A 25,768-nucleotide genomic window follows, 5' to 3' on the forward strand; every position below is an offset into this window, starting at 1 on the left:
AGGGCAGAGGTGGAAGTGCAGTAATGCATGGAGCTGACTGTTACTAATCGGTCGAGGGCTTATCCAGGAAGGTCAAGTGAAGATTCAAAGGTTGATGAAGTTCAATATGTGGTTTTGAAGGTATGTTACCTATGCACGAGTGGCTCAGTGGTGGAGTATCGCCTTGCCAAGGCGAGGGTCGCGGGTTCGAATCCCGTCTCGTGCTCGCTTTTTGAGGATATCCAGTGTGGGTATCCTCTTTTTTTGTGGAAAAAGAGTTTGCGATGCAGATGAAGTGTGGATAAGTAACTAAAATGAAAGGATCATCAAGTGGACAGCAGGTTTCTTGAGTGTTCGAGCCCTGCCGGGTTTGAACGGTTCGAATGTCTACGCTCCGCTCCGGTCGTCGCAACAATTTCAAATACTTGTAAAACATAAGATTGCATGGTATGATAAAATATGTTCGGAAATGCTGGTTGATGGCATAAATCCAATTCTGTTAATGACACGCAGGAAGGTTGGATCATTGCTTACGAGCTGATTAAAGAAAAAACAGACATGAAGAATATATTTGAGACGGATCCGGAAAGTCACTATCGATTTTCATGGGATTTCAAGGTGAGTGTCAATGTCTCCTGGCGGCAGTTTGCACAGGAAAAGTTCATGCAGGATGTGTGTGATATTCTGGAGGAAGAACATTTTCCTGCCTCCAATCTGATCCTGGAATTGACGGAGCATTGCCAGGCGCTGGATCAACAGATCCTGAAATGGCATATTGCGGAATTTCACAAATATGGAGTTGGGATTTCGGCAGATGATTTTGGAAGCGGATATTCCTCTTTCAATCTGATGAAAACTCTGGATTTTGACTGCATCAAGATCGATCAAAGCTTTATCCGAAATATTCTGGTGCAGCCTGCCGATCAGATCATGGTCCAGTCGATCATTAATTGTGCAAAGACACTTGGCGTATCGGTTTGTGTAGAGGGAATCGAAAGCGAAGGAATTTTTCGGTTTATCCGTGAGGCGGATCCGGGGATGTATCAAGGATATCTGTTTGCGCAGCCGTTAACGATCATAGAACTGGAGAAGCTTTTAAAATAAAAAAGAAACTTTTAACATGAATCATGAGAAAGGGGCATAGCTGTTCTAAGGCAGTTGTAAGCGTATGGGAAAACATAGGGATGGCTTTAAGAGCCGGACAGGATTTGTGCTGGCCTGCATTGGGTCAGCAGTCGGTATGGGGAATATCTGGAGATTCCCATATATGGTTTCAGAATGGGGTGGAATGACGTTCCTGCTTCCATATGTTCTGTTTGTCATTCTTATCGCTTCTACCGGAGTGATCGAGGAAATGGCACTTGGACGCGCGGCAAAGAGCGGACCGATCAGGGCATTTGGCAAATGCACGGAGATCCGCACCGGAAATAAGCGGACGGGTGAGGTGATCGGCGTGCTTCCGGTTCTTGGCTCTCTGGCACTGGCGATCGGATATACGGTGGTCGTAGGATGGATTTTTAAATACGCGTTCCTTGCGATCACAGGCGGGCTGTTCCGGATGGGACAGGATATGGACGCAATCGGAGGACTCTTCGATGGAACGGCATCGTCCTTCGGAAACAACCTTTGGCAGGTGGTCGCTATGATCGTGACGGGCGTGATCATGGCTTATGGAATCGCAGGCGGGATCGAAAAAGCGAATAAGGTCATGATGCCCCTGCTGTTTGTATTGTTTCTGGGACTTGGCGCCTACATTTTCACGCTGCCGGGTTCCGGACATGGATACCGGTATATTTTTACATTGAATCCACAGGGGCTGTTGAATCCGAGATTGTGGATCTATGCCTTCGGACAGGCATTTTTCTCCCTGTCCATCGCCGGAAACGGAACCGTTATCTACGGCTCCTATCTGAGTGACGAGGAAAATGTGGTGAGTTCCGCGAAAAATGTAGCGGTTTTCGATACTCTGGCGGCGCTGCTTGCGGCTCTCGTGATCATTCCGGGAATGGCAGCCGGCGGGGCAGAGCTTTCTTCCGGCGGACCGGGGCTCATGTTTATCTATCTTTTAAACGTATTTAACGGAATGCCGGGCGGACGGATCGTGGAGCTGGTATTTTATATCTGCGTCCTGTTTGCCGGTTTAAGCTCTCTGGTCAACCTTTATGAGGCACCGGTGGAAATGATGCAGGAGCGTTTGGGGTTAAACAGAAGAAATGCCGTGATCGTGATCGCCGTGTTCGGAGGCGCGATCGCGCTCATGATCCAGGGAATCGTCTCCGGCTGGATGGATGCAGTGTCGATCTATATTTGCCCGCTTGGTGCAATGCTGGCGGCGATCATGTTCTTCTGGGTTGCCGGAGAGGACTTTGCGCTTACCGCGGTCAATAAAGGAACTAATAAACCGATCGGTGGCTGGTTTATCCCGTTGGGGAAATTTGTGCTGGTCCCGGCGGCTTTTATCGCTCTTGTGGCGGGGGCACTGCTTGGGGGAATTGGCTGATAAGAGATACTTCCGTGTTTCGTCAGTAGAAATCTGAGGACGACATGTGAAAAATTTAGTGGAGGTAACTTACAAATATGAGCAGATTAAACGAATTGCTTCAACAGGCGGGCAATATTGGGCGGAATGAAGATGGTTCGATCACACGGCTGGGATTTTCAGAAAAATATTTCCAGGCACTTGAGTTTTTAAAAGGACGCATGCAGGAGCTGGGAATGCAGGTGGAGACTGACCCGGTGGGAAATCTTCATGGTGTATTGCAGGGGAGTGACCCGAAAGCAAAATCCATTGTGCTCGGTTCTCACATGGATACAGTTATGCAGGGCGGAGTTTATGATGGAATGCTGGGTGTGACCGGTGCGCTGGAAGTTGCAGCCCGCTTAAAGGAAGAAGGACGTACCCTGCGCCATCCATTGGAAATCTGGGGCTTTAATATGGAAGAGTCCAGTATTCTTGGCGGCACATTTGGAAGCAGATGCGTGACAGGGATGCTCGATCCGGACATTCCCGGATATGCGGAAAAATTAGCAAAGTTTGGCTGCAGTCCGGAAAAAGCAAAAGCAGCCAAGAGAGATATCAGCAAGTATGAGTGTTATCTGGAATATCATATCGAACAGGGCGATAAACTCGATCATACGGGAATCGATGTGGGCGTTGTCAGCGGAATCGTCAGCATCATCGACTATAAGGTAACGGCAAAAGGCATGAGCAACCATGCGGGCACAACGATGATGGCTAACAGAAAAGATGCGCTTGTCGGAATGGCAAAGCTGATCGTGGCAGCAGAAGAGCGGGCAAGAGAACTGAACGACACGCTTGTATTTACGGTCGGAAAGATCTCTGTATCACCCGGACAGGAAAATGTAATTCCGGGACAGGCTGTGGCGAACTTTGAGATGCGTCATATGGACAAGGCTGTAACAGATCAGTTCTATGCAGATATTCAGGCACTCGCAAAAGAGATTCCGAACTGTGAGTTTGAATTTGTAAATACCAGTGCCAAATATTCCACACCGTGTGATCCGAGATTGATCAAACTGATCGATGATGTCTGCACGGAAAAGGAAATCAGCCATGTCATCATGCCCAGCGGCGCAGGTCATGACGCAAATGCGATGGCCCACGAAGGAGTTCCGATCGGTATGATCTTTGTCCCGAGTGTCAAGGGCATCAGCCATCAGGGCGACGAATATACAAAACCGGAACATATCGATATGGGAGCGGATGTTCTGTATCAGACAGTGTTAAAACTGGATGAAAATGGATTTTAATTTTATAGATGATTGAATGAATGGCTAAATTTGGAAAACTATATAAACAAAGGGGAATTTAAAGAATATATACGGACGCTTGAGGACGTTATCAGTATTTAACCAGAAAACATCTCCACCGCCAGCTTCGTAAATTCTTCCATAGCCTTTGATACATATCTCTTTTTCTTCCACATAACAGCGATGTCACGGCTTACATCATCAGAGTCCAGCTTGTAAAAAATGACGGGTTCATCGTGGTCAGACATGCGGACAACGGTGTCAGACAGGAGTGTGACGCCGAGACCGGCACCGCAGGAGCGGTAGGCGGTGGCGAGCTGATCTAACTGCAGACGGATATTTGGGGCAAAGCCATTTTGAGAACAGAGCTTCACGGCGCGCTCGTAGGCAATGGTCTCCGGGCGTAGCAGCAGGAACGGAGCCTTTGCGAAGGAAGAGAGGGGGACGGAAGGCGCAGCCGGATCTAAATGAACACCGCGGCGGATCTCATCGGCGGTGAATGCCGCAGGAAGAAGGTCTTTTTTTATTCCCATAGAGGCAAAGAAATTTGGAGCATCTGGGACAGCGAGGAGAAAGTGGTCTTCAAAGAGGATAACAGAGTTGAAGGTGTCACCCTGCTGGTCCACCGGATCCACAAGGATATCGAGCGCCTCATTCGCGAGACGCTTTTGTAATTCGAGAGATGGCGCTTCCTGAACGTCCAGAGAGATTCCGGGATAGCGGCAGCTGTATTCGGCAACGACCGGGAGAACGATGCTGGAGAGGAAGAAGCTGGAGGCGCCGATCCTCAGAGCACCTGTTTTGAGGTTCGAGAGGTCGTTGCAGTAGACCTTCAGATCCTCTTCAATGCGGTGGAGCTTTTCCACGGCATCGATGTAGGCGCGGCCGGCGTCAGTTAAAAGAAGACGGGAGGAAGAACGCTCAAAGATGGGCTGGCCTAACTCCTGCTCTTCTTTTTTTACTGCAATGCTGATTGCGGGCTGGGTGATATAGAGGTTTCTTGCCGCGGCGGAAAAACTTCCGCAGCGGTAGATCTCGTAAATGTAGTCTTTGGATTGGAACATGTGGGGGACTCCTTTTGCACATAAATATATTTAATGAAAAATATCAATATTATAAATTTGATTATATATGAGATCCATGGTATATTCAAGATGATCAAGGGAGGGAATAAAAATTACTGTACACGGGTAGGAATTTTCTGAACTGAAAATTCCGTACAATACAGTGGTGGTAGTGGATTTTGCCGATTCGGAATGCGAAGCATCGGCAAAATCAGTTACTGTTTGCGCAAGGCGTGAACAGTAACGAATAAAAGGATTTATGTGCCGGGAAGAGAGCTTTTGACGGATCAAAATAACAGCAAATACAAACAGCAGCACAGTGGAGACAGTTTCCCGGAGATGATGAAAGAACGTGAGCTGTGCAAAAAGGGAGAAGGAAATGAGTTATTTAAAAACATTGCTTATCATCTGCCCGATCTTCTTTATTTCGGGTATCATTGATTCCATAGGCGGAGGCGGAGGATTGATCGCGTTGCCGACATACTTAATGATTGGATTGCCGGTCCGCTCGGCTTACGGCTGTAATAAGCTGCAGGCAGGTCTTGGAAACCTGGTCTCGGCGATCAAGTATTTTAAAAACAACATGGTCGATCTGAGGATCGCACTGGTCTCAGCCATCACGGCGATGACGGGGGCATGGATCGGAACAAAGATCATCTTTCTCCTTCCGGAGGAGAGCATCCAGAAGGCCATCACGGTGGCACTTCCGGTGATCGCCCTCATTATGGTTCTCAGAAAGACTGACGCGAGAAACGTGATCATGAGAAGCGAGATCTCAAAAAAAACGGTTGTTCAGGCCCTGATCGTCGGCGTGATTATGGGATTTTACAACAGTCTTTTCGGACCGGGGATCGGTACCGTAGCGATCATCGCATTTACGATGATCATGCATTATGATGCGAGATGCGCGTCCGGTAACGGTAAGGTCCTTATCGTACTTACGAACGCCATCGCCCTTGTAAGCTATGTGAAAACGGGAAATGTCGCTTACGAGATCGCGTGTCCGGCAGCACTCTGTGCCATTGCAGGAAACCTCGTCGGCGTCAATCTGGCGATCAGGAAGGGTGAGAAGATCATCAAACCGGTAATGTTAGTCGTAGTGATCCTCACTGTGATCAAATTTGCCTGGCAGAATCATCTGTGGGGTTAAATGCATAAAATTCAATAAGGTTTACCTGTTTTTGTTTACCCATATAAAAGGGCTGGTCTTACTGTGGACCGGCTCTTTTTATGTAACAGGAAATTCCGGGGAATTCTCTGTTACACAAAAGGCATGAACGTGCCAAGGATGCGCACAGGGTAAGACTGCCGGTATATTTGCAAGGGCCGGGTTCCTCAGGGGTTGTTTTTAAGGCAGGAATGAGATAAGATAGTGTTAAAAGAATTTCAGGAAAGAAGTGGAAGAACTATGTATGATGAGTTAACAAAAAATGATATAAAGAAGATGGAAGAGGAGATCGAATACCGGAAACTTGTGGTCCGGAAAGAGGCGATCGAGGCAGTAAAAGAGGCGAGAGCCCAGGGCGACTTAAGTGAAAATTTTGAATATTATGCAGCGAAGAAGGACAAGAACAAGAATGAAAGCCGGATCCGATATCTGGAGAGAATGATCCGGACGGCGAAGGTGGTATCGGATGAGTCGAAAGACGATGAGGTCGGTCTCTACAACACGGTGGACGTGTATTTTGAGGATGACGATGAGACAGAGACCTATAAGATCGTTACGACGATCCGCGGAAATTCCTTAAAGGGACTGATCAGTTCCGAGTCCCCGCTCGGAAGGGCACTTCTGGGGCATAAGGTCGGCGACCGGGTACATGTGCAGGTGAATGACAAAGCGGGATATGATGTGATCATCAAGCGTCTGGAGAAGACGGTAGATGATGGAAGCGATGCGATCCGGAGTTTTTAAAGAAGACAGAGAGAGGTTGAGTATGAAGGATTTTAAAGTGGCGGGGTTTCCGCTGCCATTGTATGTCCTCATTCTGGCACTGACGGCGGCATGCATGTTTACGGGCTGTGTCCCGAAGAGTCTGGTCCCGGCGTTTTTAGTGCTGATGGTATTCGGTGAGGGCTTAAATGCAATTGGAAATAACGTGCCGGTGGTGAAGACGTATCTCGGAGGATCTGTGATCTGTATTCTCGGTTCTGCGATCCTCACGGCAGGCGGACTGATTCCTGAGCAGACGCTTGAGACGCTCGATTATTTTGTCAATGACAGTGGCTTCTTGATCTTTTATATCGCGGCGCTGATCTGCGGCAGTCTCTTTAATATCGACCGGAATCTTCTGCTCAGGGCTACCGTGAAGCTTCTGCCGGTGGCGGTGATCTCTCTTTCTATGGGAATTCTGCTTTCAGGAATTATGGGGATCATCCTTGGGGAAGGTTTCTGGGGCGGGATCCTCTATATCGGAGTGCCTATGACCAGCGGCGGAATGACAGCGGGTACAGTTCCTCTTTCTGCCATGTACTCCCAGGCGCTCGGCGTGGAAGCAGCAGATGTGCTGACAAAGATGGCACCGGCCACGGTGCTTGGAAACTGTGTAGCGATTATTTTTGGCGGTCTTTTAAACAATTTCGGAAAAAAACACCCGGAGACGACCGGAAACGGTGTATTGGTGAATGATGGAAAAACGGTGAAAAAAACACCGCCATTGAAGCCGACATTTGCGTCTTTATGCACCGGGATGATCATTGCGTTCGCCTTTTATCAGCTTGGCGCGATCTTACACAGATTTGTTCCTGTGATTCCTACGTATGCGTGGATGATCATTGCGGTCGTGCTCGTAAAGGGAACCGGCATCATGTCCGAAGAGCTGGAGGATGCGGCAAGAGAGTGGGGGCAGTTTGCCATTAAGAGCTGGACGGCGGCGGCACTTGCGGGGATCGGTTTTACGCTGATCGATCTGAATACAATTTTAAAAACTCTGACACCGTTATATCTGATCACGGTGGTACTCATCGTGGGGATTATTACGCTTACGGCGTCAGTTCTTGGAAAGCTTGTCGGCTTTTTCCCACTGGAATCTGCCATCGCAGCGGGGATGTGTACAACAAATATGGGCGGTTCCGGCAATGTGGCTGTTTTGAGCAGTGCTCATAGAATGGAGCTTCTGCCATTTGCGCAGATCGTTACAAGATCCTGCGGAGCGCTGATGCTGACGCTTGGAGGAATATTAGTGCAGATGGTGGGGTAGAATCTGTATCCTGTATTGTGCGCAGCAGGCTTTTGCACCTGCTGCGCTTGTTTTAGCAAAGTATGGGATTTTTGCCCGTAACTGTGAGGCACTGAACAGTTACATCATGCATTAAAAATGGGGGAGTGGCAAAGATGGAAATATATCAGCTTCGATATTTTGCATATGCGGCGAAATATGAAAATATCACGATGGCGGCGCAGGAATTGAATGTATCCCAACCTTCCATCAGTAAGGCGATCCAATCACTGGAGCGCGAATTAAAAACAGAACTGCTTCGGAAAAACGGAAGATCCTGTGTGCTTACCCATGATGGGTATTTATTGCAGGAAAGGGTGGTTCCTTTGCTTGAGGAAATAGAACGGCTTCCGTTGGAATTCCGTAATAGACAGAAGAAGAAAATGATCCGTTTGAATGTTCTGACCGCAGGACAGCTTGTGCCGGAATTAATTCGTGAATTTCGGGAGGAAAATCCGGATGTATTTTTTCGAGTATTAGATCGCAGAGAGGCAACCCAATGGGATGTCTGTATTCGAAGTACACTGCCGCAGTATGTGTTCAGTAATGCGGTAAAGTTGATGGAAGAGCCATTGTGTCTTGCATTTCATAAAGATTCGTGGCTGAAAAATCTGGAAAAAGTCAAGTTATCGGATATCAGGAATGAAAAATTTGTTATGCTGAGAAGCGGAGGAAGTATCCGGACGATTTCAGATGCAATATTCGAAAAAGAAGGGATCATTCCGGATATTGCATTTGAATGTGATACCGTTGATATTTTGCGACGTATGGTACAGGAGGGGTTAGGGATTACTATCTGGCCAAGGTATTCCTGGAGAGATCACCTGAGAAGTGAGAGAGATTTTGAAAATGTCTGTTATCGGCCGATCGATAACAACGAATTCAAACGATCCCTGTATCTGATCCTGCAGAAAGATCTGAAAATGACAGAAGAATTGGAGAAATTCTGTAAATACACGGAAAAATATTTTAATAGTATCAAAGAAGAATAAATAAAACTGTGCCAAATTCATTCGAAATGAGAATATAAGTCATTCATGAATAATATTTGAACAATATATATAATTATTATATAATTGGCCTATAAAAGAAAGCGCACCTTTTTAAGAATCAGCCATATGCATCTATGGTGAAGGTCTGAGAGACCTTCTTAAAAAGGAGCGCTTTTGTCGTGTTTATATCATTTTTGTTACCAGTAGTTATTGATCACAAATGGAGGATGAAGCATGTATCAGGTATCAGAGCGGGTAAAAAAACAGTTTGAATATACAATGAGTATTCCGTGTGTAAAGGAAGCTATGAAATTTATACAGGAAGACGAGAGGAATACGATTGAAGAGCAGAAAGAACTGGTTCTCATAGAGGCTCCGACGGGAGAGGAAGAAAAACGAGCTGCGGTCATGATGGAAAAATTTAAAGCGCTTGGCCTTGAAAATGTTCACATCGACCGCGGTGGAAATGTCGTTGGCCTTCGAAGAGGAAGCGGCAAAGGGCCGAAAGTATTGATCGAGGGACATCTGGATACAGTCTTTCCGTTTGGAACGGTACATGGTGTAGAGGAGAGAGACGGATTCCTCTACGCACCGGGAATCGGTGATGATACGAGAGCACTGGCAATGCTGTTGGGACTTTTAAGAGCATTGAATAAGAACGAGATCAAGACATTCGGAGACATTATATTTGTGGCAACTACCCGTGAGGAAGGTATGGGCGGCCTCGGCGGAATGAAGGATTTCCTGAATGATAATGATGACATTGATATTTCACTTACAATTGATAACAATGACATGAGCGCACTGATCTTCGAGGCGACGAGCGGAGAGACCTACGAGGTCAACTTTTATGGTATCGGCGGTCATGCGTTTGGAGCGTTTGGTGAGATGGCACAGCCGATCCATGCAGCAGCCAGAGCAGTTGCGAAGATCGCTGATTTTACAGTTCCATCAGATCCGAAGACAAGCTTCTGTGTCTCCAATTTCCACGGTGGAACTGCGGCCGGAGTGCATGCGATCGCATCGCAGGCAACCATCAAATTTAATTTCAGGTCAAATTCACCGGAGGAGCTTGCAAAGCTTCGCACAAAAATCTTTGATGCGATCGAAGAAGCATGCCGGGAAGAAACAGAAAAATGGGGAAAAGATGAGATCACCTGGGATAAAAAACTGATCAGTCAGGTTCCGGGCGGAACTCAGGATTCCCATACACCACTGGTAGAATCAGCGTGGCTTGGTTTGAAGTCTCTGGATATTGAACCGGTATTCCATAAAGGCGGCTGCACAAATGCGAACGTAGCGGTTTCGAAAGGAATTCCATCGATCTGTCTTGGACGCGCGTTTGCACCGGATGAAAATAGAAAAAATGTAATGAATCATAGTGTCCATGAAAAGTTTCCGATCACCGACTCATATAAGGCAGTTCAGCAGGCATTTATGGTATTGATGATGGCAGCAGGAATCGACGGGGAGACTAATTCTGTTGTGGAGGGAAAATAGATTATGAAGAAAATGACACTGATCGCTACAGGAGATGCGTTTATCACAAGAAGATTTCCGGAAGGCGGTTATGAAGGATTTGAGCAGGTCAGAGACGTGATCAGTCAGTATGATGTGAAATTTTCGAATCTGGAGATGACATTCCACAATGAGGAAGGATATCCGGCAGCATTTTCCGGAGGAACCTGGGCAATGGCAGATCCAAGAACCCTTGATGATATGAGATCGTTTGGTTTTAATCTGTTTAATACGGCAAATAATCATTCCTGTGACTACAGTCATGGAGGCGTTCTTGCGACCATCCGGAATCTCGAAGAGAGAGACATGATCTTTGCCGGAACAGGAAAAAATCTTTCCGAGGCATCAAAACCATGCTATCTGGAGACGAAAAACGGACGTGTCGCAATGATTGCGGTCTCTTCAAGCTTCCATGAGTCAGGAATGGCTGGTGGACAGAGCGCGGAATTGATCGGAAGACCTGGATTAAATCCTCTTCGTTATGAAACGATTTACCATGTCACGGAAGAGAATTATAAGAAAGCAGAAGAACTGGCGGCGCTTACAAAGATCAACGCAACGATGGAGCAGTCTGTAAAAAACGGATATAAGAATCCGCCGGCTTCCGGAACACTGCCCTTTGGAACATACAAATTTGTTCTGGATGAAAAAGACTGGATCGAGAGCGTTCCATTCCCGGCTGATATGGAACGTGTCGAGAAGGAGATCATTGAGGCAAAAAAACAGGCAGATATCGTTCTTGTAAGCTTTCATGGGCACGAGACGGATGGGGAGGACACAACGGTTCCATCCATGTTCCTTGAGACATTTTCAAGAAGATGTGTGGATGCGGGAGCTGATGCGGTAATCGGACACGGACCGCATGAACTTCGTGGAATTGAGATCTATCACGGAGCGCCTATCTTCTACAGTCTGGGAAATTTCCTCTTTGAGACAGAAACTGTGGAAAAGCAGCCTTACGATGCATACATAAATAAAAAAATGCCGCTGGATACCAAGGTTGGTGCTTATATGGATGCCCGTAGTAAAAATGGCACAGCCGGATACGGAGTACTTCCGGAGATCTGGCTATCCGTGATGGCAGGCTGGACCATGGAAGATGGACATTTAACAGAAATCAAACTGTATCCGATTTCTCTTGGAATGACAGAAAAAAGGCCGCAAAAAGGAGTTCCGGTGTTGACCGGTGATGAGAACGTACTGTCATACCTGGCAGAGCTTTCAAAACCTTATGGAACTGAGATGGAAATTAAAGACGGCGTAGGAACGATCAGACTTTAAAGAAGATAGAAGGTGAGCGGATATGGAAGAGAGAAAGAGTAAAATCCTGAGCGAAATTGATCGGGACAGGGAAGAACTTGAATAAATCGATCAGAATCGATATAATCAATATGAAGACTGCGCACCTGTGTGAGAATCAGATCACCAGGTGCGCGCAGCGTAAAGGAGAGGAGTACCTATGAACAAAATCACAAATGCGTCAAGATTTCTTTTTGAGGAACTTGTATCCAGAATACAGGAACGTTCCAACGCAGTGGGAATCGCGGTTACGATCGTTGACCGAAATGGAAAGACGCAGTATGAAAAGTTTTTTGGATACCGGGATCAGGAGAAAAAACTGCCGATCGATGAGGATACGATCTTCGGATTAGCGTCCGTCACGAAATCCTTTGTGGCTTTATCGATCATGCAGCTAGTCGAAGCCGGAAAAGTAGATCTGGATGATCCGGTGAGCAAATATATTCCGGAATTTATAAACCGCAATCAGAAACCGATAAAGGTATGGCACTTTTTATGTCACACAGCGGGCTTTTATCCGATGCACCGCACAATCATCAATGAGATCGCGCAGAAGGCAGGACTGGATGAGAATGAGACAGGGGATTTTGCGTTCTGTGAGAAGATCGCATTGGAAGGAACAAAGGCAGTCGCTGAGCTGCTGGATGCCCAGACAAAGGAAAACGGCGGTCTGATCGGAGATCCGGGAAACTACATGAGCTATTGCAATGATGGCTTTGGACTTTTGTCGGAGATCGTGCGTCGTGTCGGCGGGGAGAATAGCTTTGCGGAATATGTGAAAAAACATATTCTTGAGCCTCTTCATATGGAGCGGAGCAGCGGAGAGTATGTAAGACCGGCAGCGGATGCGAACGCGGCAATTCTCTACAAAATGCAAAAAGGGGTTGTGATCTCCGGCAGAGATTACCACGACAATGCATTTTCCCTCGGAGGAGCCGGTTCCCTGAAATCTACGCTTGCAGACATGAAAAAATACATCTGTATGTATCTGAATTATGGAAAGGGGATCGATGGAACAAGGATCCTCTCCCAGGAGGGTGTCCGGACGATGTGCCGCCCAAGAATCGATTATCGCCCGGATAGCCATTATTGCTTTGGCCTTGCGCAGAAGAAGCTGGATGACCTGACGGTTATGGAGCATGGCGGAAGCCTGCCGGGAGTTTCATCGAATTTATCCTGGTCGTATGATGCCGGAGTGGGTGTTATGGTACTGTGCAACACATCAGGTGTACCGGTAAGCACGATCGCGGATGCAGCAATGCGGATGTACCATGGAAGGAATCCGATCGAGGACCGGTCCGTTTATCAGGAGACGGAGTGGGATGCGGAAAAGAGAAAGGCGATGTGCGGCACCTTCCGTTCAGATGAAGATAACAATATCACGATCTTTGAAAAAGATGGAAATCTGGCAGTCAAAGAGGGAGAGACGCTTCTTCGATTTGTGCCGGTGCAGGAATTTTTAGGGATTGTGCGAAATCCGGATAAGGATGGCTACGTTAGATTTTTTGAAAATGAGAATGGTGAGATCTTTGCAATCGGATACGGCGGAAGAATGCTGCCGAGAGTGAAAGACTGATTGGAGCAAGGTTTGAGTATGAAAAAATGCCGGGTGATCGGGAAGACCGATCATCCGGCATTTCGTGATTCTGATAGGAATATGTCAGCTTCGCTGACCAGAATCATGCGTAAAGTCTCACGGACGTTTCGACTTGAGTTTAACCGCCATACGGAATCCATGCAGTGCGTTTTATATGACGATCAATTAGTGGATAAAGCCTTCAGCCCACTTTTTAAAGTTTGCGAAGTCCTCTTCGTTCGGATGGGAGAGACCTTCCTGGTACGTATCGCGAAGAAGCTTTCCCTTTGCGTCCTCCGGGTCCTTTTCGAGCATTGCGGCAAATTTATCTGCGACTGCCGGCTGCATTTTCCCCTGGCAGACGAAGCCTGTCAGAACGGTGTTGTTTACGGGAATATTTGCCTCTGCCTGTTTTAAGATCGAGTGGATGTAATCAGGAGCTGCATATCCGGCTGTGCCGAAAAGAGCGATCTTTGTATTCTGAAGGTTCTTTAAGAAAACACGCGTCCTGTCATCGCAGCTTCCTTTATCGGTCCAGAAGCCGGCGAAGATAAGGTCCGCTCCAAGATCCGGGGAGTAATGGGACGTATCACCGAAATAAACACAGTGCTCATGCGGAAGGATATCATGGAGACGATCTGCAAGTGCTGCGGTATTTCCGGTCTTACTGGAATAAACGATTGCATATTTCATTGGCATTTCCTCCACTTACTGTAATGATGCGGCAATTGCGTCTGCAAGTGCGTCAAGCTCAGCCTCCTGATTGTCTTTCAGGGCAGATTTAATGGTCACATCTGACTCGAGCACATGGATATTTTTCATTGTACCGAGGATTTCCCCCATCTGTTTTGAGGTGGTTGCCGCCCAGGTTCCGTTCTGGATCAGGGCAGCGGTACGGTTTGTAAGACCGTGGGCTGCAAGCTGGTGGAGCAGTGTGTCCATATTGCAGAAGATACCGCCATTGTAGGTGATGGATGCAAAGACAATCGCGGAGGTACGGAACGCGTCTGCAATGATGTAGGACGGATGGGTCTTGGAAACGTCAAAGACGGAAATATGGCGGATGCCGCGGTCGGCAAGCTTTCCGGCAAGGATATCGGCAGCTTTTTCCGTATGACCGTAAACAGATCCGTAGGCGATCGTTACAGATTTCTCTTCCGGCGTATAGGAGCTCCATTTGAGGTATTTATCGATGAGCCATGGGAGATCTTCTCTCCAGATCACGCTGTGGAGCGGGCAGATCATCCGGATCTCGAGCCCGGCAGCCTTCTTTAAGAGACCCTGTACGGACATGCCGAATTTTCCAACGATATTTGTATAATAACGTCTCGCCTCAGAGAGCCAGGCAACCTTATCGTCGATCTCGTCAGCAAAGATATTTCCGTCGACAGCGCCGAAGGAACCGAAGGCATCAGCGGAGAACAGGATCTTTTCTGTCTTTTCATAGGTAACCATGACCTCCGGCCAGTGCACCATCGGGGCCATCACGAAGGTAAGCTCATGGGAGCCGAGAGAGATGGTATCTCCCTCTTTTACCAGAATCGCGCGGCTGTCCACATCAAAATCAAAGAACTGTTTCATCATTCCCACAGCCTTTGCGGTGCATACGATCTTTGCCTCCGGGTAAACGGCGATCACATCGGCGATGGACGCACAGTGGTCCGGCTCCATGTGGTTTACGATCAGATAGTCCAGAGTGCGGCCCTTTAAGGCAGCGGTCACATTTTCGAGAAAATCATGGGTGAAGGACGCGTCCACGGTATCGAAGAGTGCTGTCTTCTCGTCAAGAAGAACGTAAGAGTTATAGGACATTCCTGTAGGAACCGGATAAACATTTTCAAAGAGAGCGATGCGGCGGTCGTTGACGCCGACCCAGAAGAGAGAATCTGTAAGCTTTCTTATGTTATTCATGTTAGAAACCTCCTGATAATAATATTGCTGTGGCGCTTTCGAAATCTGCCAGAACGAGAACGGTAAAATACCGGAAAGGTACTGGCTTTTAAAAGAGTCACAAAAGGTCAAAAAATAAAATTATCTGGCCTTTATATATCTTAATTGTTGGCGAATTTTGAAGATATAAAAAATAAATTCAGACAAGACAGAAATATGGGCGCAGATATACTATCATTCTAAATGGAAAGTCTTTGGAAAGCAAGTAAAACCATCCAGTAAAATCTTAAAAAATTATTAAATACCAGTTGACAAGTGGTGTATGAAGTCATATAATTCATTTGAAATTGATATTCGTTATCAATACGACTGTTCCCACAAATGGTTTGGTGAGAGGTGATAGAAATGCTTACAGATGTAATTGTTTTGTTGCTGGTTGCCATGGCCGTGATCGGTGTGATAAAGAGCATCCGGAAACAGAAGAAGAGCGGTTCCTGCGGAGGTTGCTGCGGTTCCTGCTCCGGGTGCAGCGGATGCGGCAGTGTCCATTACGATACAGCTCCGAAAGCTCACAAAGCCTGAGCGGATGGGAGTGTAAAGAGGAGGAAACATGATGCCAATGACATTTTTACGTGCCGGTGAGACCGGTATGATCCAGCGTGTCGGCGGAGCGGAGGATACAAAGAGATTCCTCGCGAATCTTGGCTTCGTGGACGGAGCGGCAGTGACAGTGATCTCTGAACTCAACGGAAACCTGATCGTAAACATCAAGGATTCCAGAGTCGCGATCAACAAGGAGATGGCAAAGCACGTTATGGTGCAGTAGCTGTGAAAAAGGACAGTAACTGTTCAGCAGTTTGCATTATCCAGCAAGGAAGTGCAGACCGGGAAGAATGGGCAGTTATGGATGATGAAAGTTCAAGTGGGAGATTTCCCACTTTGCTTTTTCCTCAAAGGTTAGTATGCACTAATTAGCATCAACTAATCGGAAACTTTTGGAAAAAATTCACAAAAGGCAGGGGGAATGGATCCGGACCGCAGGAGCGGTTCACAAGGATAGAAAGGAGAAGACATGACATTACGTGAAGTTCCGGTACATACAACGGTTAAAGTTGTAAAGATCAACGGAGAGGGCGCATTCCGCCGCAGAATCATGGACATGGGCATTACCAAAAACAGCGAGATCTACGTTCGTAAAGTAGCGCCGCTCGGTGATCCGGTCGAGATCACGGTCCGTGGATATGAACTGTCTTTGAGAAGAGACGATGCGGAAAGTGTCGAAGTCGTTACAGTCTGATGACGGGATAAATGTTTTACCTGATGTGTATGCAAAACATTGGCAAAACACGGTTGCTGTCCCCGCGGAGTGTGGACAGTGACAACACAAGTGCAGGAAAATAGGAGGATGAAAAATGGCTATTAAAATCGCATTAGCCGGCAACCCGAACTGTGGTAAGACGACCATGTTCAATGCCCTCACAGGCGCGAACCAGTACGTCGGAAACTGGCCGGGTGTAACAGTAGAGAAAAAAGAAGGTAAATTAAAATCTTCAAAGAGCGGTGAAGAGATCATCATCACAGACCTTCCGGGTGTTTACTCCCTTTCTCCATACACACTGGAGGAAGTTGTAAGCCGTGATTATCTCGTTCACGAGAAACCGCAGGCGATCATCAATCTGGTAGACGCAACAAACATTGAGAGAAACTTATATCTGACGACCCAGATCCTCGAGATCGGTATTCCGGTTGTAATCGCGTTAAACATGGCTGACCTGCTTGCAAAGAGCGGGGATAAGATCGATGTGAAGAAGCTTTCCGAGATTTTCGGCTGTGAAGTCGTTGAAACCTCCGCATTAAAGGGCACAGGCCTTAAGGAGGTTGTCGAGAAGGCGATCGAGGCAGCAAAGAAGAATGAGTGGAAAAACCCGGCCGGCATCTTCTCCGGAAGCGTAGAAAACGCGATTGAGAAGGTTGAGGAGGCTGTCGGTGACGCTGTGGACGCAGACCAGAAGAGATGGTTCGCGATCAAGCTTCTTGAGAAGGACAGCAAGGTCATCGAGCAGTTACATCTTCCGGCATCCGCTATGGCAGCGGTCAACACAGAGGTGACCCGTCTTGAGAAAGAGACCGATGACGATACAGAGAGCATCATCACAGACGAGCGTTATACATACATCGGAAGCGTGATCGACAAGGCCGTTAAGAAATCCGGCAAGAAGCTCTCCACATCCGATAAGATCGATAAGATCGTCACAAACCGTATTTTAGGTATCCCGATCTTCGCGGCAGTGATGTGGTTCGTTTACTATATCTGCGTAAGCACACTCGGAACCATGGGTACAGACTGGGCGAATGATACATTCGGCGGCGGCATTCAGGAATGGGCAGGCGCGGCACTCGCGGCAGCAGGCGCAAGCGACTTCATCCAGAGTCTTGTTGTAGACGGCATCCTCGGCGGACTCTTCGCCGTATTCGGATTCCTGCCGCAGATGGCACTCTTATTCTTAATGCTTTCCATCCTTGAGGACTGCGGATACATGGTACGTATCGCATTCGTCATGGACCGTGTATTCCGTCACTTCGGACTTTCCGGTAAGAGCTTCATTCCGCTCCTTATCGCATCCGGCTGCGGTATCCCGGGTATCATGGCTTCCAAGACCATCGAAAACGATAACGACAGACGTCTTACCATTATGACAGCCACATTTATTCCGTGCGGCGCGAAGCTTCCGGTCATCGCTCTTTTAGGCGGCATCATGGTCGGCTGGACATCCGGAGATTACTCCGATGCGGGAAATACAGCATTCTTAATGTACGCGTTAGGTATCGCCTGCGTCCTTGTAGCAGCAATCATGTTAAAGAAGACAAAACCGTTCTCCGGCGAGGCTGCTCCGTTTGTTATGGAGTTACCGGCATACCACATCCCGTCTGCAAAGACCGTTCTCATGCACACCTGGGAGCGTCTGTGGGGCTTCATTAAGAAAGCCGGAACGATCCTGTTCCTTGCCTGCGTGATCATGTGGATCCTCTCCACCTTCGGATTCGAGAATGGTTCCTTCGGCATGGTAGAAGATACAGAGAACTGCCTGATGGCAATCCTCGGAAGCGCTCTTGCATGGATCTTCACTCCTCTCGGATGGGGCAAATGGCAGTGCGTTGCAGCGGCGATCTCCGGATTCTCCGCAAAAGAGGGTATCGTTTCCACAATGGGTGTCCTTGCTAATGTCAGCGAGGATCTCTCCGAGGAGACAGACGTTGTCGCAGCCGCGATCAGAGACTGGTTCCCGACAATGGCAGCAGCCTTCTCCTTCCTTGTATTCAACCTGTTAAACTCCCCGTGTCTGGCGGCTATTTCCACAATGGCCCAGCAGATGCAGTCCAGAAAGTGGTTCTGGTTTGCAATCATCTTCCAGAACGTATTCGCTTACTGTGTAGCACTGATGTTCTACCAGTTCGGACTTCTTATGGAAGGTGGTTCATTCGGAATCGGCACAGCAGCAGCTGTTGTTGTTCTTCTCGGATTCCTCTATATGCTGTTCCGTCCGGATCCTTATAAGAACCAGAAAAAGGCATCCCGCCGCTCTGTAGCAGCATAATTTTGGCAGTATTACTTCATTATTCCATAGAAACTCTATAAAAGATCCAGGTCAGAGGCGGACATCGCTTCGTGACCTGGATCTTTTCAGTTGGAAACCGCATAGCTTATAGAAGGAAGATTGCGAGAGCCGCGCCGGGGTCCGGACGGCCTTCGCGGATCAAAGGAGACAAAAACGATGGAAAATATCGGAAATATTATTCTTGGGATCATGATCCCGTTTGCGGGGACGACACTTGGGGCTGCGTGCGTATATTTTATGAAGAATGGAATCCGTCAGAATGTGGAAAAAGGTCTTCTGGGCTTTGCGTCCGGTGTCATGGTGGCGGCATCCGTGTGGTCACTTCTGATCCCGTCCATGAATCTTTCCGCGGATCTGGGACGTCTGGCGTTTCTGCCTGCGGTGACCGGATTCTTCTGCGGCATCCTGTTCCTGCTGTTCCTTGACGGGCATGTGCCTCATCTTCACATCGGGTGCGATGAACCGGAAGGTCCGTCCTGCACGTTAAAAAAAAATACGATGCTTGTCCTTGCGGTGACCCTTCATAATATTCCGGAAGGAATGGCGGTCGGTGTCATGTTCGCGGGCCTTCTTACGGCAAACAGCGGGATCACTTTAGCCGGTGCGTTTGCCCTGTCCGTCGGGATCGCGATCCAGAACTTCCCGGAGGGCGCGATCATTTCCCTGCCGCTCAAGGGTGAGGGAATGAGCAGCAACCGGGCATTTCTGTATGGAACGCTTTCCGGTGTTGTAGAGCCTGTCGCAGCGCTTTTGACTGTGCTGCTATACAGGGTCCTCGCTCCGGTCCTGCCGTATCTTCTCGCCTTCGCTGCAGGTGCCATGATGTACGTGGTCGTGGAGGAACTGATCCCGGAGACCGCGGAGGGAGAGCACTCGAATATCGGGACCATCGGGTTTGCGGTTGGATTTGCATTGATGATGATGCTGGACGTGGCACTTGGGTGATACAATAGGGACGACTGTGCATTCTCGCGGAGCGTTTAGCTCAGTCGGACCTGATTCCCACTGAGACGAGTTTGTTGTTACTCACTACCTGAAAGAGGTGAGAGTTTTCCCGGCTAAGATAATATTATAGGGAAGGGCGACGCCCCCTTGTCCTCTGTCCGGTGGAAAAAATGCAGAAAAATAAAAAGAAAAGTGGATATCCAGAGTCCATGATGTGACTCTGGGATATCCACTTTTTATTTTGTCAAACAAATTTTTCAACACGGATCAATCAAAGTGTCAAAATTACATCTATTATCGGAAATGTTTATTTAATTAGAATCTCTTCCACGTACCCCGATAGAAAAGCAGCAGCAGCGGGAAGAGCTCCAGACGTCCGGCAAGCATATCAAAGGTCAGGACAAGCTTGGAGAAGTTGGAGAAGAGCCCGAAGTTCTGGGCCGGGCCTACAAGTTCCAATCCCGGTCCGATGTTGTTTAAGGTCGCCGCGACGGCGGTAAAGTTTGTCACAAGATCGAAGTTGTCGATGCCGATGAGCAGCACGGAAATAGCGAAGATCAGGATGTATGCCGCCATGAAGACATTTACGGAGCGGAGGACCACATGATCCACCGCGCGTCCCTCAAAATGGATCTTGCGGACCTGATTCGGATGGAGACTCTGGGAGAGCTCTTTTGTCAGGGACCGGAATAACAGCACGACACGGGACACCTTAATGCCGCCGCCGGTACTTCCCGCGCAGGCACCGATAAACATTAAGAGCACCAGGATCGTTTTCGGGATCGTTGGCCAGAGGTTAAAATCCACGGTGGCGAAGCCGGTGGTCGTGATGATGGAAGCAACCTGAAACGCGACATGGTGGAACGCGAGGAACAGGCTGTCGAAGAAATCCCGGACGAAAAACGTGATGACAAGGATCGACGCGGCAATGATCCCGAGGTACCATCGCGCCTCCTCGCAGCGCAGTGCTTCCTTCGGCTTTTTCATATAGAAGAGGAAGTACACGTTAAAGTTGATGCCAAAAAGGATCATAAACACGGTAACTACGCCCTGCAGGTAGGTGGAATAGCTTCCGAAGCTGTCATTCTTGATACCGAAACCTCCGGTTCCCGCGGTGCCGAAAACGGTACACAGGGAATCAAACACCGGCATCTGTCCCACAAGCAGGAGAACAAACTCCATAACCGTCAGGAACAGATAGAGTCCATAGAGGATCTTTGCGGTGGACTGCACCTTCGGAACCAGCTTTGTGACAGAGGGGCCCGGGCTCTCTGCTTTCATGAGGTTCATATGATAGCCGCTTCCGGTAAGCGGAAGCAGGCAGAGAAGGAACACGAGAACTCCCATACCGCCGATCCAGTGTGTAAAGCTCCTCCAGAACAGGATGCCGTGCTGAAGCGGTTCCACGGCGGGAAGAATACTGGCACCGGTCGTCGTAAATCCGGACACAGTCTCAAACAGGGCATCCACCGGATTTGTGATGGATCCGCTTAAGAGGAACGGGATGGAACCCATGATACTCATGACGATCCAGCTTAAGGCAACCGTCACGGAACCTTCCCTAGCGTAGAATACCTTGTTTTTCGGCTGCTTGCGGACAAGGATCACACCTGGGATCAGGCAGAGGATGATCGTGATGAAGAATGCCAGCGCGCAGCTTTCATGGTAGATCAGGGAGACTGCCAGGGACGGCACGAGAAGCGCCGCCTCCACGTCCAGAATCCAGCCGATAATATAAAAGATCATCGAATAATTCATGGAATCGCTCCTTTATGATTTTAAGATATCCCGGATATCACCGAGACCGCGGTTTGTGGTCACGAGAATTACGGTGTCCCCGACCATGATCATATTCTGACCGCGGGGGGTAAGGATCTGACCGTTGCGGTTGATGCAGCAGATCAGAAGGTTATCCTTTAAGTTTAAGTCCATGAGCGGCACATTCGTGACAGCGGATTCCTCTTTGATGGAGAATTCCAGTGCCTCGGCACGGCCGTCCAGGATCTTATACAGCGTTTCCACGTTGCAGCCGATGGTGTTCTGGCGGGCGCGGACGTACTGTAAGATATAGTCTGCCGTCAGGTACTTCGGGTAGATGATGCTGTCGATACCGAAGCTGTCGATCACGTCATCGAAGGCGATCTTATTGACCTTCGCGATGAGCTTTGCGTTGGAGTGGAGCTTTCCGTAGAGGGCGAGGAAGATATTCTCCTCGTCAAGTCCGGTGAGGGCCACAAGGGAATCAGCGTAGGTCAGGCCTTCTTCCAGAAGAAGATCCCGATCACTTCCGTCCCCGTTTATGATGTCAGCGCCTGGGATCACCTCGCTTAAGTAATCGCAGCGCTCTTTCCGCTGCTCGATGATCCGGACACGGAACCCGATCTTTAAGAGGTCCTGGGCCAGATAGTGGGCGATGGTGCCGCCGCCGATGATCAGGGAATTTTTTACGGATTTTGAGCGGAGACCGATCTTTTCAAAAAACTGGGCTGTATTTTCAAGAGATCCCACGATAGAGAGGATATCCGTATCCTGAAGGACAAAGCTTCCGTTCGGGATCACGACCTCGGATCCGCGCTCAACGGCACAGATCAGGACATCGCATTTTAACTGTCGCATGATATCCATGACAGTTTTTCCGCCGAACCCGATCTCCGGCTTTAAGCGGAAGCGGAGAAGCTCGACACGTCCCTTTGCGAAGGTATCGATCTTGATGGCGGACGGGAATTTTAAGAGCTTTAAGATCTCTCTGGCCGCCGTCAGCTCCGGGTTGATGATCATGGAGAGTCCGAGCTTTTCCTGAATGAAACGGATCTCCTTATTATAGAGCGGATTTCTTACGCGGGCGATGGTGTCACAGTGTCCGGTCTTCTTCGCCATCAGGCAGCAGAGGAGGTTTAATTCGTCCTCGCCGGTGACAGCGATAAAGAGGTCCGCGCTTTCCACTCCAGCCTCCTGCTGGATATTGAAGCTGGCGCCGTTTCCAACGATTCCCAGGGCGTCAAACTGGTTGGAAAGATGTTCCACTTTCTGCGGATTCATATCGACCATAACGAGATCGTGGCCCTCGGCGCTTAAGCGCTCCGCAAGGCTCACGCCGACTTTTCCGCAGCCGACAATGATGATCTTCATATGTTTACCGGTCCTTTCAATTAATTACGCTTCCCAGCGTCCGGAAGCGCCGCACGGGAGTACAAGTTTGGAACTTGTAACCGGAAGTCCGATCTCCTCGGAGCTTACAGTTCCGCCGAACTGCGGAACAACGGCTGTTCCGAGCATATAAGTCAGCACGGCCGGGGCGAGACCGGTGGTGTAGGAGTTGATCAGGTAGAATAACGGCTTGTCGGAGAGGAGCTTTGCACACAGCTTTACTAACGGGTAGATCGCGTCCTCGATCTTCCAGATCTCACCCTTTGGGCCTCTTCCGTAGGAGGGCGGGTCCATGATGATCGCGTCATAGTGGTTTCCGCGGCGGATCTCACGCTCTACAAATTTTACGCAGTCATCCACGATCCAGCGGATCGGCGCGTCCTCAAGGCCGCTGGACTTCGCATTCTCCTTTGCCCAGGCGACCATGCCCTTGGAGGCGTCAACGTGGGTCACGGAAGCTCCGGCTTTCGCGGCTGCCAGTGTCGCTCCGCCGGTGTAGGCGAAGAGGTTTAAGACTTTGACCGGGCGTCCCGCGTTTTTGATCTTTTCGCCAAACCAGTCCCAGTTTGCCGCCTGTTCCGGGAAAAGACCGGTATGCTTAAAACTGAAGGGCTTTAACTGGAAGGTCAGGCCTTTGTAGTTGATGCTCCACTGCTCCGGGAGACTGAAGAATTCCCACTCGCCGCCGCCTTTTGAGCTTCTGTGGTAGTGGCCGTTCATCTTTCTCCACTGTGGTGCCTTTTTATCGGTATCCCAGATAACCTGGGGATCCGGACGGACCAGAATATATTTTCCCCAACGCTCCAGCTTTTCACCGCCGGAACAGTCGATGACTTCATAGTCCTTCCATCCATCTGCTATCCACATAATTGTATTCCATCTCTTTCTTTAGACTTTTTTTGCGTAAAAACGGATCAGGGGCATAAAATGCCTATGATATACCAGTATAATAGATTCGGGGGATACTGTCAAATAGGAGTGGGGATGGAATGCGGGATGTTGGCGGAAATATGGGGAACATGAACGGAAAATGTGTCTTTCTGTGGCGGGAATGCGGCAGAACTGTGGTGGGGACTTAAGAGAATTGACAGGTATTTTCTGTTGAATAATCAGGGAGTTACTGGTAAAATAAAATCAGATGTATTGCGAAATGAAAAATACGGCCGGAAGGCAGAAATCCCATCGGCGAAGCTGATCCGGAATGGATGTTGGCGATAGTTATGCGCCTTTTGGGGTACAGGAAGGAGACGGAGCGAGTGAAGAAAAAAGGGTTAAGAATACTGGCAGCAGCGGCGGTCCTGACTTTCGGATGTCTGACGATGAACGCCTACGCAGCGGAAGGCTGGGCGCTTTCCAATAATATATGGACGTATCTTGATAAAAATGGAAACCGCGTGACGAATGAGTGGAAAAAGGGCGCGGACAATCTCTGGAGATATTTAAACAACAGCGGTGAAATGGCGGTCAACAGCTGGGCCGACAACGATTACTATGTGGATTCCAACGGGATCATGGTGGCGGATAAGTGGATGCAGATCGTGTCCCCGTACAGCAGAGACAGTCAGACCTACTGGTTCTACTTCGGGGCCAGTGGAAAAGTCACAAAGGACACCTGGAAGAAGATCGATGGAAAAAGTTATTACTTTGACGCTGACGGAATCATGCAGACCGGCTGGACCGAAGATGGGGATTACTATTTAAGCTCCAGCGGAGCGATGGTGACAGGATGGAGATATCTGGAGCCGAAGGATGAGGACAGCAGCCTTTACGGAACGGAAAGCGATGATGGAAAGTACTGGTTCTATTTTTCCGCAAGCGGAAAGAAGCAGAGCCCGTCGACCAGCGATGACGGCGGAGATTATAAGGTAACAAAGATCGATGGAAAATACTACTGCTTTGACGCAGACGGACGGATGCGCACCGGCTGGGTGTATTTAGACGGTGATCCGGAAAATTCGAGTAAGAATTCGATCGCGGATTGGAGATATTTCGCGGAGAGCGGGATCCAGAACGCTACGGTCGGCGCGGCGATCCCCGGCTGGCTTTCCTTAAACCCGCCGGAACAGCTTCAGGACAATGTGGATGAGCCGGTGGTATGGTATTATTTTGATAAAAACGGTGAGCCAAAGACCGGACCGGAGGACGGAAAAGCGTCCACGAGCGATTTCGTCCGCATCAATGGAAAGACATATCTCTTCGACCAGAAAGGAAATCCGGTCAAAGGATTAAAGAAGGTACGGATCGGATCGACCAATGAGTATACTTCCTACTACTTTGATAAATCCTCCAGAACCTCCGTTAAGGGAAAAATGACCGTCGAGGAAGGTGACGGAAACAAGACCACGTTTTATTTTAATGAAGGGACCTACGCAGGCCGCGGAACAAACGGCGTGAAGAACGGATATCTTTATTATATGGGAAAACTTCAGCAGGCAGACAGCTCCAGCCGTTATGCTCTGATCAGTATCCCGAATGGAAACGGCGGTTATCAGACGTATGTGGTAAACAGCTCCGGACGTATCTCTAAGAATACGACGGTTAAGGATCGCGATGGAAACAAATATAAAGTGAATTCCAGCGGAATCCTGACGCATATCAATGACGAGGCAGCAAGCTCCACGGAAGATTACGGTGAGCCGACCGAGCCGGTATTTGAGAATGACTGATGTGAATTCAGGGTAAAGATAAAGAATTTTCAGAAAGACCAGGGGCAGAGATGTTCCTGGTCTTTTCTTTTGCATTTTGTGCAGAATTT

The 25,768-nt window shown here is 48.6% G+C and carries 22 protein-coding genes and 1 tRNA gene; 17 read left to right on the forward strand and 6 right to left on the reverse strand.

Annotated features, from left to right (window positions below; translation table 11 throughout):
• Positions 1–133 precede the first annotated feature (133 nt).
• The 4 genes from FN001_RS15320 to FN001_RS15335 all read left to right on the forward strand — a co-directional run bounded on the left by FN001_RS15320 (position 134) and on the right by FN001_RS15335 (position 3,750).
• Positions 134–205, forward strand: a tRNA-Gly gene (locus FN001_RS15320).
• Positions 206–537: 332 nt separating this feature from the next.
• Positions 538–1,083, forward strand: a complete 546-nt coding sequence (locus tag FN001_RS15325) for an EAL domain-containing protein (protein WP_142412416.1) — start codon at positions 538–540, stop codon at positions 1,081–1,083.
• Between the two features lie 64 nt (positions 1,084–1,147).
• A complete protein-coding gene (locus FN001_RS15330; RefSeq protein WP_142412417.1) occupies positions 1,148–2,479 on the forward strand; it encodes a sodium-dependent transporter in 1,332 nt (443 codons plus the stop codon).
• 77 nt (positions 2,480–2,556) lie between these two features.
• Positions 2,557–3,750, forward strand: a complete 1,194-nt coding sequence (locus FN001_RS15335) for a Zn-dependent hydrolase (protein ID WP_142412418.1) — start codon at positions 2,557–2,559, stop codon at positions 3,748–3,750.
• Positions 3,751–3,848: 98 nt separating this feature from the next.
• Here FN001_RS15335 and FN001_RS15340 read toward each other — a convergent pair whose 3' ends face one another.
• Positions 3,849–4,814 (reverse strand): LysR family transcriptional regulator, encoded by a 966-nt coding sequence (locus FN001_RS15340; RefSeq protein WP_142412419.1) that lies wholly within the window; start codon positions 4,812–4,814, stop codon positions 3,849–3,851.
• A 379-nt stretch (positions 4,815–5,193) separates the two neighbouring features.
• Between FN001_RS15340 and FN001_RS15345 the strand changes: the two genes are divergently transcribed.
• The 7 genes from FN001_RS15345 (at position 5,194) to FN001_RS15375 (ending at position 13,414) form a co-directional block, all read left to right on the forward strand.
• Positions 5,194–5,964 carry a sulfite exporter TauE/SafE family protein gene (locus FN001_RS15345; protein ID WP_021905198.1) on the forward strand — a complete coding sequence of 257 codons (771 nt, stop codon included), beginning with the start codon at positions 5,194–5,196 and terminating at the stop codon, positions 5,962–5,964.
• 258 nt (positions 5,965–6,222) lie between these two features.
• Complete coding sequence (greA, locus tag FN001_RS15350) at positions 6,223–6,726, forward strand: transcription elongation factor GreA (RefSeq protein WP_117503379.1); 504 nt, start codon at positions 6,223–6,225, stop codon at positions 6,724–6,726.
• 22 nt (positions 6,727–6,748) lie between these two features.
• On the forward strand, positions 6,749–8,011 hold the full coding sequence (locus tag FN001_RS15355) for a 2-hydroxycarboxylate transporter family protein (RefSeq protein ID WP_142412420.1): 1,263 nt from the start codon (positions 6,749–6,751) through the stop codon (positions 8,009–8,011).
• A 134-nt stretch (positions 8,012–8,145) separates the two neighbouring features.
• The gene (locus FN001_RS15360) at positions 8,146–9,021 is read left to right on the forward strand and encodes a LysR family transcriptional regulator (RefSeq protein ID WP_142412421.1); all 876 of its coding nucleotides are present in this window, start codon (positions 8,146–8,148) and stop codon (positions 9,019–9,021) included.
• Positions 9,022–9,255: 234 nt separating this feature from the next.
• The gene (locus FN001_RS15365) at positions 9,256–10,521 is read left to right on the forward strand and encodes a M20/M25/M40 family metallo-hydrolase (protein WP_142412422.1); all 1,266 of its coding nucleotides are present in this window, start codon (positions 9,256–9,258) and stop codon (positions 10,519–10,521) included.
• Positions 10,522–10,524: 3 nt separating this feature from the next.
• Positions 10,525–11,820: a CapA family protein gene (locus tag FN001_RS15370; protein WP_142412423.1), complete on the forward strand. Its 1,296-nt coding sequence runs from the start codon at positions 10,525–10,527 to the stop codon at positions 11,818–11,820.
• Between the two features lie 178 nt (positions 11,821–11,998).
• Complete coding sequence (locus tag FN001_RS15375; protein WP_142412424.1) at positions 11,999–13,414, forward strand: serine hydrolase domain-containing protein; 1,416 nt, start codon at positions 11,999–12,001, stop codon at positions 13,412–13,414.
• Between the two features lie 186 nt (positions 13,415–13,600).
• Here FN001_RS15375 and bilS read toward each other — a convergent pair whose 3' ends face one another.
• Complete coding sequence (gene bilS / locus FN001_RS15380; RefSeq protein ID WP_158553017.1) at positions 13,601–14,107, reverse strand: flavodoxin family protein BilS; 507 nt, start codon at positions 14,105–14,107, stop codon at positions 13,601–13,603.
• Between the two features lie 15 nt (positions 14,108–14,122).
• The gene (locus tag FN001_RS15385; RefSeq protein ID WP_142412425.1) at positions 14,123–15,325 is read right to left on the reverse strand and encodes an FprA family A-type flavoprotein; all 1,203 of its coding nucleotides are present in this window, start codon (positions 15,323–15,325) and stop codon (positions 14,123–14,125) included.
• 384 nt (positions 15,326–15,709) lie between these two features.
• Between FN001_RS15385 and FN001_RS15390 the strand changes: the two genes are divergently transcribed.
• The 5 genes from FN001_RS15390 to FN001_RS15410 all read left to right on the forward strand — a co-directional run bounded on the left by FN001_RS15390 (position 15,710) and on the right by FN001_RS15410 (position 19,866).
• Positions 15,710–15,886 (forward strand): FeoB-associated Cys-rich membrane protein, encoded by a 177-nt coding sequence (locus FN001_RS15390; RefSeq protein ID WP_015552721.1) that lies wholly within the window; start codon positions 15,710–15,712, stop codon positions 15,884–15,886.
• 28 nt (positions 15,887–15,914) lie between these two features.
• Positions 15,915–16,130: a FeoA family protein gene (locus tag FN001_RS15395; protein WP_117470097.1), complete on the forward strand. Its 216-nt coding sequence runs from the start codon at positions 15,915–15,917 to the stop codon at positions 16,128–16,130.
• A 246-nt stretch (positions 16,131–16,376) separates the two neighbouring features.
• Positions 16,377–16,601 (forward strand): FeoA family protein, encoded by a 225-nt coding sequence (locus FN001_RS15400; RefSeq protein ID WP_015552719.1) that lies wholly within the window; start codon positions 16,377–16,379, stop codon positions 16,599–16,601.
• Positions 16,602–16,716: 115 nt separating this feature from the next.
• Positions 16,717–18,900, forward strand: coding sequence for a ferrous iron transport protein B (gene feoB / locus FN001_RS15405; protein ID WP_142412426.1), 2,184 nt, complete (start codon positions 16,717–16,719; stop codon positions 18,898–18,900).
• A gap of 177 nt (positions 18,901–19,077) precedes the next feature.
• Positions 19,078–19,866, forward strand: a complete 789-nt coding sequence (locus FN001_RS15410) for a ZIP family metal transporter (RefSeq protein ID WP_142412427.1) — start codon at positions 19,078–19,080, stop codon at positions 19,864–19,866.
• A 315-nt stretch (positions 19,867–20,181) separates the two neighbouring features.
• On the opposite strand, the gene FN001_RS15415 is transcribed toward FN001_RS15410, so the two are convergent.
• The 3 genes from FN001_RS15415 to FN001_RS15425 are packed head-to-tail and all read right to left on the reverse strand — an operon-like array spanning position 20,182 to position 23,880.
• The gene (locus tag FN001_RS15415) at positions 20,182–21,624 is read right to left on the reverse strand and encodes a TrkH family potassium uptake protein (protein ID WP_142412428.1); all 1,443 of its coding nucleotides are present in this window, start codon (positions 21,622–21,624) and stop codon (positions 20,182–20,184) included.
• 12 nt (positions 21,625–21,636) lie between these two features.
• Complete coding sequence (gene trkA, locus FN001_RS15420; protein WP_142412429.1) at positions 21,637–22,995, reverse strand: Trk system potassium transporter TrkA; 1,359 nt, start codon at positions 22,993–22,995, stop codon at positions 21,637–21,639.
• A gap of 24 nt (positions 22,996–23,019) precedes the next feature.
• A complete protein-coding gene (locus FN001_RS15425; RefSeq protein WP_015552713.1) occupies positions 23,020–23,880 on the reverse strand; it encodes a class I SAM-dependent methyltransferase in 861 nt (286 codons plus the stop codon).
• Positions 23,881–24,269: 389 nt separating this feature from the next.
• Between FN001_RS15425 and FN001_RS15430 the strand changes: the two genes are divergently transcribed.
• Positions 24,270–25,679: an N-acetylmuramoyl-L-alanine amidase family protein gene (locus tag FN001_RS15430; protein WP_142412430.1), complete on the forward strand. Its 1,410-nt coding sequence runs from the start codon at positions 24,270–24,272 to the stop codon at positions 25,677–25,679.
• Positions 25,680–25,768 lie beyond the last annotated feature (89 nt).

It is taken from the genome of Clostridium sp. Marseille-P7770, from assembly GCF_902143525.1.
In the GTDB taxonomy this organism is placed as follows: domain Bacteria; phylum Bacillota; class Clostridia; order Lachnospirales; family Lachnospiraceae; genus Pilosibacter.